General features: G+C 37.7%; 11 protein-coding genes. 4 read left to right on the forward strand and 7 right to left on the reverse strand.

Features of this window, described 5'->3' with window-relative positions; translation table 11 throughout:
- Positions 1-1214 precede the first annotated feature (1214 nt).
- From A6733_RS00005 to A6733_RS00015, 3 genes are all read right to left on the reverse strand, one after another.
- Positions 1215-1466: a hypothetical protein gene (locus A6733_RS00005; RefSeq protein ID WP_092403630.1), complete on the reverse strand. Its 252-nt coding sequence runs from the start codon at positions 1464-1466 to the stop codon at positions 1215-1217.
- 317 nt (positions 1467-1783) lie between these two features.
- Positions 1784-2605 (reverse strand): hypothetical protein, encoded by an 822-nt coding sequence (locus tag A6733_RS00010; RefSeq protein WP_092411277.1) that lies wholly within the window; start codon positions 2603-2605, stop codon positions 1784-1786.
- Positions 2606-4249: 1644 nt separating this feature from the next.
- Positions 4250-4948 carry a hypothetical protein gene (locus A6733_RS00015; protein WP_092460187.1) on the reverse strand — a complete coding sequence of 233 codons (699 nt, stop codon included), beginning with the start codon at positions 4946-4948 and terminating at the stop codon, positions 4250-4252.
- A gap of 363 nt (positions 4949-5311) precedes the next feature.
- Between A6733_RS00015 and A6733_RS09815 the strand changes: the two genes are divergently transcribed.
- Entirely contained in the window at positions 5312-5515 is a 204-nt protein-coding gene (locus A6733_RS09815) for a hypothetical protein (RefSeq protein WP_141663412.1), read from the forward strand.
- Between the two features lie 614 nt (positions 5516-6129).
- Here A6733_RS09815 and A6733_RS00020 read toward each other — a convergent pair.
- Positions 6130-6828, reverse strand: coding sequence for a hypothetical protein (locus tag A6733_RS00020; protein ID WP_092460187.1), 699 nt, complete (start codon positions 6826-6828; stop codon positions 6130-6132).
- A gap of 363 nt (positions 6829-7191) precedes the next feature.
- Between A6733_RS00020 and A6733_RS09535 the strand changes: the two genes are divergently transcribed.
- The 3 genes from A6733_RS09535 to A6733_RS09820 are packed head-to-tail and all read left to right on the forward strand — an operon-like array spanning position 7192 to position 7793.
- Positions 7192-7377: a hypothetical protein gene (locus A6733_RS09535; RefSeq protein WP_092415443.1), complete on the forward strand. Its 186-nt coding sequence runs from the start codon at positions 7192-7194 to the stop codon at positions 7375-7377.
- Between the two features lie 34 nt (positions 7378-7411).
- The gene (locus tag A6733_RS09540; RefSeq protein ID WP_092403512.1) at positions 7412-7714 is read left to right on the forward strand and encodes a hypothetical protein; all 303 of its coding nucleotides are present in this window, start codon (positions 7412-7414) and stop codon (positions 7712-7714) included.
- On the forward strand, positions 7641-7793 hold the full coding sequence (locus A6733_RS09820; RefSeq protein ID WP_175330635.1) for a hypothetical protein: 153 nt from the start codon (positions 7641-7643) through the stop codon (positions 7791-7793). The genes A6733_RS09540 and A6733_RS09820 overlap by 74 nt, the downstream gene beginning before the upstream one ends.
- Positions 7794-10150: 2357 nt before the next feature.
- Here the strand turns inward: A6733_RS09820 and A6733_RS00040 are convergent.
- The 3 genes from A6733_RS00040 to A6733_RS00050 all read right to left on the reverse strand — a co-directional run bounded on the left by A6733_RS00040 (position 10151) and on the right by A6733_RS00050 (position 15440).
- A complete protein-coding gene (locus A6733_RS00040; RefSeq protein WP_092411464.1) occupies positions 10151-10861 on the reverse strand; it encodes a hypothetical protein in 711 nt (236 codons plus the stop codon).
- Between the two features lie 1870 nt (positions 10862-12731).
- Positions 12732-13532 carry a hypothetical protein gene (locus A6733_RS00045; protein ID WP_092415512.1) on the reverse strand — a complete coding sequence of 267 codons (801 nt, stop codon included), beginning with the start codon at positions 13530-13532 and terminating at the stop codon, positions 12732-12734.
- Between the two features lie 1587 nt (positions 13533-15119).
- Complete coding sequence (locus tag A6733_RS00050; protein WP_092415524.1) at positions 15120-15440, reverse strand: hypothetical protein; 321 nt, start codon at positions 15438-15440, stop codon at positions 15120-15122.
- Between the last annotated feature and the right edge of the window lie 228 nt (positions 15441-15668).

Here is a 15668-nt window from a genome sequence, read left to right on the forward strand (position 1 = left end):
CATACCCAATTTACCCAATCTGCTGAAGTGTGGTTATTAGTAAGCAATTTACATATGTGTGTAACTTTTCCTAAGTGAGCTAATTGGTTCTATGTCTGCAGTCTACTTATAGGCGATTATAGTTATATACAGGCAGATAATTGTAGATGGTGAAAGAAACAGACACCCGCGGCAGTTGTAATAACAAACTTAACATGAACGCTTATTCTGTTCCCATAGAATAGGGGATATTCTACCTATACTTGGGCATATAAGCTGTACATGATTGCTATTTCCAGCCTATTTGGCGTTGTACCCGACCTATTGCTGCTCCCAAAACCACCAGTACTGGAAAATCTCTTACATTTTTATCGCCCTCTTTTCATTCATCAGCATCAGCAGCTAGAAAATGTCTATGACATTTCGAAAATTTTCCGGCTTTGGGGTAATTGTATGCCGTACATTATTATCTCTTTTGTCGTTAAGTTTTTCTTTGTCTCTCCTGTGTTCTGCTTTTAGTTTTGCACCCAATTATTGAAGCTGGGGCTGCGGCTGATTAAGGGCGCACTGACCCTATACGATCTCTCCTCTTATATTCTTTGTTTCTACTTGAAGCGAATATGATTATAAGAGTCACAATTAGCACTAATGAGGACAAAAAATTATTTGTGATGATTTTGATTCTGGTGAGAGTGCTGTGTATTGTTTTAGATTGAGCTAGTAGCCAATTTTATTCAGATGGGCATTACAATATTTTTAATGAGTTTATGAATTTGGATGATTTTTTGTCCTATTTGGATAATTTGTGCAATTGTTTTCAAGTAGTATCTACTGAAGGTGGTATTGCCTAGGGTGATTGGAGTGGATTGTAATCATCGATCGAGATTTTGGTAGTAGAACAGTTAGTAGGAGATTATATTTTCGTGAACCGATCTTTGTTTTTAAGTAAGAAATTTACTCTATCAATGATATCTTACTCAAGACAAATTAAGCTGAGACATTAACAGAAACTTTTGAAACATTTTTTGAGCTAGTAGGTTTGCTACGGAACAGCGATTTCTCATAATGTTATAGGCAAACAAGCCACGTACATCGCTGAATCATACTAAGACGTAGCAGGTCTATCAATATAGCAGTTCTTGTTAAACATTATTTAGGCCAGCAAAACAACAACGCTTCAGAATAAACAGGAATCAACATACGTATGTACATTCACAAGCTTTTTGTTTTATGTGCTACATAAAGTCAGCCACTTCTCTCACCTTATTTGCTTTTTTATCTTTGTTTAAAGATTTACATACCAAAAAACGATCCTTCACAGTTGATTCATTTGAAAATGCTTCATCGCGGCAAGAACTCCCTGATTCTATAGCGCTAAATGGTGACATCATTGCTGAAATTGCTTCCACCTCTAGAAGGGGGAAGTGGGAGAAAACACACAAACCAAATAAATGACAACTAAACCTGCAACTGCCGCTACCACGCAAGCCCGGCCCTTATACAGCTCTGATACAACGATTAGACGATTATATGGCTGTGAGCCGTCTCCATTGCTCTTAAATTTGACAATCTTCTCCCGCTTTTATCTGCACCTTTCCCTCCGGCGGAACTGTACCCAGAAGCCCGTTCCTAGTTCTTAGAAAAGACACCGCGCTGATTTTTTATCAGGGTTGGGGGAAACCCCATGTTAGGTCAGGGTAACGCATGTCATACCCACTGTGACACCCTAGAACAAAGTCAAACTACCTACGGGTATTAACACGCGCACGTACACTCCTAAGCTTTTAAAAATTAATCACCCCCTCTATTTTTTGCGTTTTCTATCTTTGTTTGAAAATTTATAAGCACACGATATAGCAATAACGCACATAGAGAGAAGCAGGTATACAACCATAGGCAAAACCTGACGAGGACCAGTACCTCTTCCCAGAGCTGGATCGCTTGCAGACGTACTTCCCTGAGTGCCCGGCCCTGCAGTATAATTACTAATAATACTAAGCAAAGACATCAATGCTGCGAGTGGTCCCCCTATCGCAACAGCAGTTACCAAAAATGAACATACCTTACCCAACCTACCCGTATGAGTGTCGATTTTACCATGTTTTGGTTCAGTTCTCTTACCGTGATGATGACCATGGTGGTGGGTTCGCGGGCCTTCTGCTCTTGTTGCTATTAAGCCCGAACCGTCATCTCTTTTATCCCTACCTCTTCCTTCAGCAGCATCCCTAGCGTTCCTAGCAGCTTCTTCAGCGGCAGCCTCAGCAGCCCTCCCAGCAGCAAGTTTTTGCCCCTCACCTCTATGAACTCTCGCCGCTCTTCTGTCTTTTTTATTCCATTCGACACCCTTCCCAGCATGATGATGATGACGTTTACTTCCCTTTCCTTCTTTCCCCTCCGTTTTTCTTCTGGGTCTTGCACCTAATCCCCGTGATTCATCATGGCCTGGGGACGTCAAAGAGCCCCTGCTGGAGCTACCACCACCTCCTGATTCAGTACTCCTTACATCCCTATCCTGACCGACAGCTCCAAGGGGAGAATGACCCCCCGCCCCGACACCATCAGGCTCACTACTAGCTTCTGAATCGCTGCCACTACCTGAAACATCGCGTGCTATCCTATCAGACATACTATACCCCTCTATTGCTGTTCTTTTACTTTTTTACTCTGACTCTGATACTCTACTTTAAATACCTATGATGACTGACAAGGAAGCAAACACAGATCAGCCTAAACACCAGCACCTGATTGTGCTAATGTAAAGATGAAGAAATATTGTTTATATGAATTTTTTACTGGTATAGCAATGAGTAATGAATAAATAATAAGTATAGATAGTTTGTGTATGGTTATATCCACAATGCAATAGTGAAAGCACTGGTCAAGTACCGTAGTAAAATAATATTGTTTTTAAGATTGCGCAGGTTTTTGGGTTATTTTTTATACTACTGCATTGGGAAAGATAATTTTTTATCTTTATACGATAGTCTTCTTCTATGCCATAAATAACAAAGAGATGTATTAGCTCCCAGTGCTAATAAAATTAGCTTAAAATTTCGATTTTCATGGGTACTGTGAGAAAAATGGAGGAGAGTTTTTTCCCTATTGCTCTAATACGAACCGAGTCTTAGAGTAGGATCTGTTGTTTTAGTATTTCATGCAATCCAATGTGCGTTTGTACTTTGCTGGATTAGATGCCATGTTAACACAACGCAAAATGCGTACACTTCCCTATTGATGTAGATGTCGCGCCCAATTTACCCAATGTGCTTAAGCATAGTTATTCCATAGGCAATTTATTTATAATTAGTGCATAGCTTTTCTAACTAAGGTAGGATCTACATTAAATTTGGTTTTTTTGTACAGTTAGTGGTGAAGGTAGTTTTGCTCCACATATGAATGATGTTAATTAAGGTTTAGATCTGTTGATAGATGCTATCTGATGGTCTGGTTTTTATTCTGGGAAAGATGACATGACTAAGGTTGATAGGAGCTTCTAGCAACTGATGCCAGGTATTTGAAACTAGCGAATATCTCAGCCAGTGTGTTGAGGCTGTAGTACACTACGTGGATTTTACGCATAGCAACATAGGCAATATCCAACATGCCTGTTCATTTATGCTTTAACAATTGAGAATACATTTTGCCTTAAAGTGTAATTTAGAACTTTATACTGACCTATCTTCCTCACAGCCAATAAAATGATTTGTTCGTTACCAGTTTTTCTAGTTATATGTTTTATTCTGTCTCTCTGTCTGTCATCTTCGTGAATTTAACCAAGCTATTCTTCTATACATTTGCATAAGGAGATAACAAAACATACAAATACCACAAAAGAACCGTTCATTAAGCATTGTTTGGATAATTTAAGCAATTGTTTTCCAATGATATCTATATCTACGGAAGATGGAATGGACAAAGATGATAGGAGTGTATGGCAATAGTTGATTAGAAATTTGGGAGATATAGTTGGCAGGGACGGCATGTAGAACAGGACGTCTTGTTACATCTTCCAATGATAATTTACTCAAGCTAAACCGAATTGAGAATTAGGAAATTATGACGTTAACAGAAACATATTTTAAATATTTCGGCTAGCATGTTTGATTACGGCACAGCAAGTTCGCACAGTTCCGAAGAAGAGTCCTATCAAAGTTACTGTTGTACAGTCAAACAATAGACTACATAAGGAGAAAGGCAAGGGCCATAAAGCCCATATGCTGTTCCCGTACATCACATCATGCTCCGCCATAGAATATATACAGACATTTTCTCAGGTTGTTTTTCTATTCCTATGTGATAGAGCACTTACAAGCATAGCGAATAGCATTAATAAGACCACAAAAAAGCCAGCTGTTAATTTTCCGAGGTACGCCCTTCCAAGCCCGGTCACTGCGCCAAGCGCCGTATTGGAATTTTCAAGAGTTAATAAATCGTAAGCAGAGACTGCAACAATCGACGTGCATATCGAGATTACAGTAGCTACTTCACATACACCAGCAGCACTACTGTCGGTGCTAGATTTTTTCCTGTGGAGCTGATCACTACCGGGACCACGCCTACCCCTAGGTCCTGTGCCTACTACTCTTACTGCTATTGTAGTCCGCGATGTAGTGGCACCTCCTCCTCCCTTAGCAGCAGCCTTAGCGGCTCTATCGGCAGCAATCTTTTGCCCCTTACCTTTATGAAGTTTCGCTGACCTTCTGTCCCTCTTAACCCATTCAACACCCTTCCCAGGATGTTTTATTTCTGTTCTTTCTTTGGGCCTTGCACCCAACATCATTGATCCAACACGTTTAGGAGCAGACAAAGAGTTTCTGCTGATCCTATTAGCATCTCCTGATTTACTGTCCCAATCCTTATCTTGATCGACTGCTCCAAGGGGGGTGTCACCTCCTTTATTAGTATCAGACTCACCAATTTCTGAATCACTGCTACTATTTGAAACGCTGAGTGTTATCCTATCAGTCATACAACCATCCCCTGTTATTCTGTTATTGCTTTTTACTTTGGCGCCAATGACTAACAAGGTATTAAACATTCAAACATTCGGCAAAAAGCACTTGTACCAACCATCGTGAAGATGGATAGATATTATCTATATAAACTTTTTATTTTTACAATGATAAATAAATGGCAAGCATAGATATTTTGTACATTTAGAATCCTAAAAATAAGTGATTTTACTAATGCGTTTACATCAACTAGTTATTTTTATTTGCATTTATTTATATATACCTTCCAATGAAAAGTTTTTGTTTTGTTCTTATGTTTTAGTGAAGTTTTGCATTGCGGAGTTTTATCTTTTCATTAACTAAGAGAGAAGCTACATGAAATCGTACTTTCTTGCACAGTTGGTGATGAAGGTGGTTTTTCTACACACCTAAGTTATATTGAGCAAATCTTAGAATTACTGGTAGATGCCATTTATTTGGCTGGTTTTGATCCTGAAGAGTATGTGTGTGTTTCTTTAGATTGTCCAACATGCCTGTTCATTTATGCTTTAACAATTGAGAATACATTTTGCCTTAAAGTGTAATTTAGAACTTTATACTGACCTATCTTCCTCACAGCCAATAAAATGATTTGTTCGTTACCAGTTTTTCTAGTTATATGTTTTATTCTGTCTCTCTGTCTGTCATCTTCGTGAATTTAACCAAGCTATTCTTCTATACATTTGCATAAGGAGATAACAAAACATACAAATACCACAAAAGAACCGTTCATTAAGCATTGTTTGGATAATTTAAGCAATTGTTTTCCAATGATATCTATATCTACGGAAGATGGAATGGACAAAGATGATAGGAGTGTATGGCAATAGTTGATTAGAAATTTGGGAGATATAGTTGGCAGGGACGGCATGTAGAACAGGACGTCTTGTTACATCTTCCAATGATAATTTACTCAAGCTAAACCGAATTGAGAATTAGGAAATTATGACGTTAACAGAAACATATTTTAAATATTTCGGCTAGCATGTTTGATTACGGCACAGCAAGTTCGCACAGTTCCGAAGAAGAGTCCTATCAAAGTTACTGTTGTACAGTCAAACAATAGACTACATAAGGAGAAAGGCAAGGGCCATAAAGCCCATATGCTGTTCCCGTACATCACATCATGCTCCGCCATAGAATATATACAGACATTTTCTCAGGTTGTTTTTCTATTCCTATGTGATAGAGCACTTACAAGCATAGCGAATAGCATTAATAAGACCACAAAAAAGCCAGCTGTTAATTTTCCGAGGTACGCCCTTCCAAGCCCGGTCACTGCGCCAAGCGCCGTATTGGAATTTTCAAGAGTTAATAAATCGTAAGCAGAGACTGCAACAATCGACGTGCATATCGAGATTACAGTAGCTACTTCACATACACCAGCAGCACTACTGTCGGTGCTAGATTTTTTCCTGTGGAGCTGATCACTACCGGGACCACGCCTACCCCTAGGTCCTGTGCCTACTACTCTTACTGCTATTGTAGTCCGCGATGTAGTGGCACCTCCTCCTCCCTTAGCAGCAGCCTTAGCGGCTCTATCGGCAGCAATCTTTTGCCCCTTACCTTTATGAAGTTTCGCTGACCTTCTGTCCCTCTTAACCCATTCAACACCCTTCCCAGGATGTTTTATTTCTGTTCTTTCTTTGGGCCTTGCACCCAACATCATTGATCCAACACGTTTAGGAGCAGACAAAGAGTTTCTGCTGATCCTATTAGCATCTCCTGATTTACTGTCCCAATCCTTATCTTGATCGACTGCTCCAAGGGGGGTGTCACCTCCTTTATTAGTATCAGACTCACCAATTTCTGAATCACTGCTACTATTTGAAACGCTGAGTGTTATCCTATCAGTCATACAACCATCCCCTGTTATTCTGTTATTGCTTTTTACTTTGGCGCCAATGACTAACAAGGTATTAAACATTCAAACATTCGGCAAAAAGCACTTGTACCAACCATCGTGAAGATGGATAGATATTATCTATATAAACTTTTTATTTTTACAATGATAAATAAATGGCAAGCATAGATATTTTGTACATTTAGAATCCTAAAAATAAGTGATTTTACTAATGCGTTTACATCAACTAGTTATTTTTATTTGCATTTATTTATATATACCTTCCAATGAAAAGTTTTTGTTTTGTTCTTATGTTTTAGTGAAGTTTTGCATTGCGGAGTTTTATCTTTTCATTAACTAAGAGAGAAGCTACATGAAATCGTACTTTCTTGCACAGTTGGTGATGAAGGTGGTTTTTCTACACACCTAAGTTATATTGAGCAAATCTTAGAATTACTGGTAGATGCCATTTATTTGGCTGGTTTTGATCCTGAAGAGTATGTGTGTGTTTCTTTAGATTGTGCTATTAGTCAGTTTTATTCAGATGGGTACTACAAGACATGAGTTCGGATGATTTTTCATCCTATTTGGATAATTTGTGCAGTTGTTTTTCAATAGTGTCTGCGGGGAACAGCATAGCGAAGACTATAGGAGTGGTTGTCAATTATTGACCAAGCGTTTGGGAGATAGAGTACAGTTGGTAGGAGATGATATTTTTGTGACTCAGTCTTCATTTTTACGTAAGGTAATTGAGGATAATTTTTCTAATACTATTTTAATTAATCCTAGCCAAGTTGGGATATTAAAAGATATGTTTGAGACATTTTTTGGGCGAGAGGTCTGGTTATGGTACGATAATTTCACATATTTCTGGAGAAACCAGATACAGTTTTATTGCTGATTTTTCAGTTGCTTGGAGTGTTGGCAAAATTAAGACCGGCGTACCATGTCGTTTAGATCGTACTTACAAATACAACTAACTTACTAGTATAGAAGAGGAATTGGGCAGGGGTTGCTGTTTTTCTGGAAAGGACACTGTTTGTGATAAATAACACAGTGTAATGTTATTACTGCTGATGTACATCCAGTAGTTATGGTAGCATGCTGCCTTCAAAAGCAGTGAGGGCCTAGTCCTTGATCATTATAAGTTCTCGCTAATTTTAGTGTAAGGTTATTATGCCAGCTATCTTGTTTTTTCCTTTGTGTATGGCTTTTAATCTCGCGCCTAATTCTTGCAGAGCCACAATTTGTTAATTATCTACAATAATTATAAACAACTTCCAAGAACCTACTGCCACAATGTGACACCTATTTTAATTACTACTACTCGTATCATTATTTTTCGAAGTTGAGGCACCATATGTTCTTTTATCAGACATAAAATTAATGTCTTATATTAATTATTTTTGTGACAATGGCATATATAAACACTATCAGAAACCGAAGCACACTTATTATAGCGACACCAGTGAGGTAACAACGTTACATTGTATATTATAAGTTTTACAATAGAGGTGTTATATCTTTCTATATATGTAATGTTTATACATACGAATTGGTAGTGTAAATTAATAAATTATCATCTGGAAAAATTGTTGATTTTATTTAGATAAAACCTAGTTATTTTTTTACAACGGTTTAAACTTTAATATGGCTGCAGTATGTAGTAATAATTTTAGTGATTTTTTGCACTGTAATTGTTACTTTTTATTCTATGAAGTAGAAAAATAAGTGAAATTAATTTTTTACTATGCAGCTGGAAAATCAAAGTGTTTTTAACTAGAGTATGTGTGCATTAATCCGTATTGTGCTAGTAACAATCTCGTTAGCGAGATGGATATCTATCTCTAATTCTAAAGATATTTATGACAGTTTTATTGACGATCAATCAATTATTAGTCAATAGTTGCGATGAAAATTAATTTCGTAAACTTGTATTGCCGTGATAGCACTTCAGAACACAATTTACCAATTTATATAGAACAACAATTAGATCGAGTGATCAACTACTACGTAAACCTCATGCTTTCATAAGGAAAGGTGGGGGAGGGCGTGAATTTGTACGTATGACTATATTTTTGTATCCCAAAAATTATCACAGATCTACAAGATACTAGAGGTACTAATTTAACGAGTAAAGATTTGCAGAAGCAGAACATTTTGTCAAATGCTTGCCGGGGGAGATTTCAAGGGGTAGTATATTATAAGCTAGTAGAAAAAAGTAGCACGGATACTGATATTGCCAAAAGCGTACCAATTTTATCAACAACAATACACGTATGTCCGGTAACAGTTTTTTTACTTAAGTTCCGTTTTTTTAATCATTCTCAATTTGCAATGCTACATAATTCATATCAAGAAAACATTATCCAGATTCATTAACAATAGCACATAACAAAAGACGAGCTGTTGTCTAATGACAACTGAGCACACTTTCTTTCATAGAGTAGGAAAGAAAACCACTAAACATAGAATAGTTAGCTCTTTGTGTTAACCCAATTGAGCTAACTGGTTAGCTGTGTTCCAGTGTGCATATATACAATCACACAGTCAATGAATATATGAGGTAGAAGAAAGAAATACCCGACAATAATTGTTGTAACGACGCAATGAATGAAAACACTTACTCTGGCCCGCTGGCAGATAAGGTATTTCGCCTCTGCAAGAGGGGTAGTTTCTACTCCACAAGCTACGGCACCCATCGCCTCGTTTTGCGATGGTAGCTCTACCCATTCTTCTTCTCTAGCGTCTCATGGACACTAGTACTAGAAGTTTAAGCGTCATCAGCCGCCATTTCACTTCCTCCTATAGTTAGGTGTTAAAATAGTAATCGTAACATCTCTTACTTCGCCAGATCCGTCTTGACCTACTTTAGCAAGAGGAGATGGTTCATCCTCGCTACTACTTTCACTGGTTTCTGAATCATTATCACCTGAAGTACCGTATCCCTGTATTTTTTATCAGAAACGCAACCCCTTCGTTTATTGCTATACATGTTTTACGGTGAGGATTCCGTTTATTTTTATCGCTTAGTAAAATTATTAGAAATGATATTTTGCTCAATCCAAATTAAGTTGAGGCATTGACAGAAACTTTTGAAACATTTTTGGGGCTAGCAGGTCTGGTACGTACAGCTATTACTTACAATTCTGGAGAAATTAGTGACCAGTTATAGCTCTATTAGGGACATTTTTGCACTGTCAAATACCACACAAGCGACAGACTCGCACCAATTCCCATAAGAAGAGGGAGAGGAGGCAAAAAACGCCTCACTATTTCGAATACTACGACGAGTTCCCCTTCACCACCATTACATTACAAAACAAACACAGCCGCCTCAGGTTGTCCTATCTCTACTTGATAGAGTACCTATAAGCATAATTAAAAACAATAACGAGGCCGTAAAAAAAGGGACTGAAAATCTTAGGAGTGACTGGATACCAAGTCCGGTCACTGTGCCAGACGCATCGTGGTCTTCAAGGGTTAATAAATCGTAAACAAAAACAGAAAAAAGCGACATAAGTACTGAGATCGCTACAGTCAATTCACACACACTAAAAAAACCACCGGTGTCAGTTTTTTTCCTACTTTGTTGGGTATCGCTACCGGGACCGTGTCTACCCCTAGGTCCTGCTCTTGCTACTCTTAGTGCAATTGTAGTGTTTGATGACGTAGTGACACCTTTTTCACCTCTGGCAGTGGCCCCAGCAGCGGCGAGAATTTGCCCCTGACCTTTAAAAGATTTTGCTGACTTTCGGGTAGGGTTTTGCCATATACCATCTTTTTCCTTCCGATGTTTTCCCTTACCTCCCTCACGTTCTACTTTTCGTTTTACACCTAGTTCCCTAGATGATCCAAGGCTACCAGGACTTGTTAATGATGCGCCGGACCCACGACTACCACCAGCTTTACCCTCCGACTTTCCATCCTTACCTTCAGCCTCTTGACCTACTGCTCCAAGCGGAGACTTGATCCCACCTGTAACGGGTTCATCAGTTTCTGAACTACTATCACCACCTGAAGCACCATATATTCTTCTGTCAGACATACAATAACCCTCTATCGACCCTCTATCGTTGTTTTTCTATATCTTCTCTTTCTTCTCTACCTTGGTCTGTTACTCTACTTTGGTACCAATGATTGAGAAGTAAGCAAACACCGATAGGGAGAAGCACCCACACTTGGCTATGCTAAAGATGAAAAGATATTATTCATATGAACTTTTTATTGTTATAGTAACGAATAAGTAAATAGTTAGTAGTTACAGATAGTTTGTATATAGGGGATAGTTTGTATATAGTGACATCCCAATACAATAAGTTAAGTTAGAGGTACTGGTTAGATACCAACTAGTAAAATATCATAGTAACCGTAGTAAAATCATATTGCTTTTTGGGATTACGCATATCTATTATGATACATTGCTACATTAGGATTTTTGCTTGGGCTTCATGTATTTTGTAAATAATAAACGCGTTAGGTTAGTTATTAGTGCCAATATCATTTAAAATTTCACTTTAGTATTGGAGATGGATGGGAGTTTTTGACTATTACCCTAAAATGTTCATATTTTTTTGTACTTTGTTATTTAGTAGATATTCATTCTAATACAGCCAAAATGGGTTACCCTATCTTGTTAACTTGAATGGCACCTCCAATTACCTAATCTGCTGGAGTGTATTCATCCATAAGCAACTTACATTCGTTCCGTGGTTTGTGCTGTGTGCGACTTTGCCTAAGGGAAAAGCTGCATGAAATTTGGCCTTTTTGTGCAGTTAGGTATGATTTGCTATTTTTTTATTTTAATCATCCCATTAGAAGCGCAACATACTACTATGCAATAAGTTTTAGTAGTCCGTATTTATTATTTTTATGATGATATGTCTCCGTATTTTATGCATTAGTATGCTGGATAGCGTCTTAATATATCTGAAAATGAAAAAACCATATTTCTAATAACTTAGTAAGCTAATTGTATATAAGTTAACCAATTCTCATATTCACCTGAAAAATTATTGATTTTTTTAGATAAAGCATAGTTATTTTTATAATGTTTTAAACTTGATGGATTTTGGGTGATGGAGTATGTTTGATTGAGGTGCATAGATGTAGTTATACATCAGTTGCTAGCTAGCTGTGGTAAAAGTACATTAGACCATGTGAACACTATAGCACCTCAGAACATAATAGACCAATAAAACGGTAATCAGATTAAATATCTGGTATTACGTAAACCCACTCATAAAGGTGGGGGTAGGTCTGTGTCTATGTGGATTTCTTTTACTAAAGTTATAGATGAAGATGAACAAGATGTTACATTGGATTATGTTGAGCCGCAGCACGTCCACTAATTTAGTAGTTCTTGTTTGAACATTATTTGGGTCAGCTAAACAACAATACTTTAGGATAAACAGGGGTTAAGAGACACACCTACATTAACAAGCTTTTTGTAATATATAGCGTGAGCTACATAATATTAATAAGGAGGTTAGCCATTTTTCTTACCTTCTTTGTTTACACGCAACAACCATAGAATACCCAAACAAAGTACAATGACCTCTCGCGGCCTATCCATTTGCTAGACATGCTTACAATTACCAGACCCTGCGCTTCCTAATGATGATATTGCTATTGAATTCTACTGAAATTTCTTCTCCTTCCTATCATAATGTGAAAAGCTAGGTAAGAACACGCAAACCAAGTAAGTGACAACTTTCCAACACCAATCTACATAAGATAAGACGGCATGGCTGAGGATGACTGTAGTAGCTGGCAATCATCGATCAAGCGTTTGTGAGAGAGGCGCACAGTTGGCAGGAGGAGGTGGTTACCCCAGTCGACCCAGTCTTTACCTCTGCGCGATGGCTCCACCCATCCTCTGTCCTATCTTATATAACGCCTCTACTCAAGCCAAATCTCTATTTTTTGTGCTTCCTACCCTTTTTTAAAGGATGCTTACATGACAAAACAACGATGCACATAAAGAAAAATAGATATAAAAGCATAACTGGAGTCGTGGTAACACCACTGTCTTTCTTCATGACAGGTTTATCTCCGGGTGCACTTCCCTGAGTATCACTCACTGGTCCTGCAGTATCATTACTACTAAAGAAACCAAGCAAAGCCAGCAATAATGTAAAAGGGGCTAATATTACAGCAAAACCTATGCAAACAGAACAGACCAGGTCCATACGAGTAGGAGTAGCGAATATTTTACGTTGTGATTTATCTTTTCTGCCACCGTAGGCCCGGGTGGACCGCGGACCTTCTCCGTGTGCTCTTAATAATGTTAAAAAAGACAGTGGGTCTGGACTTTCTTCCCTGCCTCCACTTTTACCTCTTCCTTCAGAAGAGGCAAGAAACTGCCCTTGACCTTTCAAAGATTTTGCTGATTTTCGGGTAGTGTTATGCCATATATCACTATCACCTTTATCACCTTTTTTCTTCCGATGTTTTCCCTTCTTACCTACTCCGTGTCCTACTTTCGGTCTTGCACCCGCACCCAATTCCTGAGATGATCCGGAGCCACCAGGACTTGTTAATGGAGCACCCGACCCACGACGACCGGCGGCTTCATCCCCTGATTTTCCAATTTCACCTCCAGTATCTTGACCTACAGCCCCAAGCAGAGATTCACTTCTACCGGTATCACCAAGGTCATCAGGTTCTGAACTACTACTACCACTACCTGAAGTACCATATATTCTTTTATCAGACATACAATTTATTCCCCGTAATTGTTGTTTTTTTCTCTATGTACCTGTATTATTTTTATTTTTTGCTCTTCTAAATTTATTTGTTTTTTACTTTGATACTAATACCAACTACTTACGCAACAAGGAAACAAACAAACACCGATTGGGAAAAGCACCCGTACCCGTACCCGTACATGCTAAAGATGAAAGAATATTACTTATATGAATTTTTTGTTGTTAAAGTAATGAATAAGTAGTAAATAGAGAGCTTGTAGCTTGTGTATAGGGATATCCATAGTACAATAGTTAAGTTAAAGTACTGATGTACCTTAATAAAATAAAACTGCAGTAAAGTCATATTTTGATATTGCTTTTCGGGATTATGCCCACGCAAATTTTTTTGTTATTTGTCATGCCACCACATTAGAGAAGATAATTTTTTATCTCTCTGTGATATGTCTCATCTATCTCATAAATAGTAAAAACGTGTTAGCCCTTAGTGCCAATTAAATTATTTTAAAATTTCATTTTGGACACTGTAGAAAAGATGGAGAAGAATTTTTTCCTATTGCCAGAAATATGAGATCAAGGACTAGAGTAAGGATTGTTGTTTTAGTATTTTGTACAGTCTAGTATGCGTTTGTACTTCGCTAATTAGGTTCCATGTCAATGCAGCCAAAATTCATCATCCTTCACTGCTAATGTAAATGTCATGACGAATTTATTCAATCTACTGAAGTGTAGTTATCCATAAGCAATTTATTTATATTTACATAGCCTTATCTAAGGTAAAAGCTACATGAAATTTAGCTTTCTTGTACAGTTAGTGATGAAGGTAGTTTTGCTCCACATATAAGTAATGTTGAGCAGAGTTTAGATCTATTTCTAGATGCTATCTATTTATGTGGTTTTGATCCTTGGAAAGACGATATGGCTTAGGTTAATTGAAGCAGCTAGCAATTGACGACCAAGTATTTGTGATTAACAAACATAGAAACCATGAGTATTGAGTGCTATAATGCTAACTGTGTAGTACTACGTTGATCATCTTGCATAGCAATACAGTTTCTATGACTTGATAGTTGAGAATATATTTTCCGTTAGAGGGTAACTTAAAACGTTCTACTCTCCTATCTTTCTCACGTCCAATAAAATAATTTATTCATTACCAGTTCTCTAGTTATACATACCGTACTATGTATATGTCATATTTATTGATTCAGACAAGAGATTATTCCAGATATTTTATATAAGTTGATAACAAACCTCGCAAATACCATAGAAGAACCATCAAGCATTATTTGTATAGTTTGAGTAGCCGTTTGACAATAATGTCTATAGAAGATGTTATGCTTAAGGATGATTGGAGTGGCTGGTAATGGTTGGCTAGAGGGTTGGGAGATAGAATACAGTTAGTAGGAGGTAATATCTTTGTTATCTAGTTTTCATTTTTGTGTAAGAATATTGAAGCTCATTATGCCAATGATATTGGGTTTAACCTAAATCAAGTTTAGACATTAGTAGAGACGTTTGAAACATTTTTCTGGTTAGTATTTATAGTTACGGCACAGCAATTATTGCATAATTCTGGATAAACTAGATATAGTTTCATTAAGTAACTTTTACACAGTCAAATGCATGATATAGCTTGCACATATATCTAATAAAGTGGAGGAGGGTAAGGATCACAAAAACGCCAGCTGTTAATCTTGTGAGGTACGTTTTTTCAAGCCCGATCGCTGCTCCAAGCGCAGTATCTGAATTTTCAAGGATCAATAAATAGTAAGTATAAGCTGCAACAATTGATGTGGATATTGAGATTACCGTAGCTACTTCACATGCACCAGCATCACTATCCTCAGCGTTGGTTTTTTTCCTGTTAGGTTGATTACTACCAGGACCACGCCTAGCTCTAGATTTTGTTCCTACCACTATAATTGCCGTTGCAGTGTGTAATATCGTTATTTTCTTCGTCCTCAGCAGCAGCTTTGTTCTTCGCCGTTATAAATTTTTGCAGTCCTTCCGTTCCTTTTATTCTATTCAACACCCTTATTAAAAGGTTTATTTTCTTTCTGGTTTTTCTCTGATCCTCTCACACAACAACCTTGTTTTAACATAACCGAGATCTGAAAAAGAGTCTCTGTGCTCACTATCACCTCC

Source organism: Candidatus Ichthyocystis sparus, from assembly GCF_900078745.1.
GTDB classification, from domain to species: domain Bacteria; phylum Pseudomonadota; class Gammaproteobacteria; order Burkholderiales; family 2013Ark19i; genus Ichthyocystis; species Ichthyocystis sparus.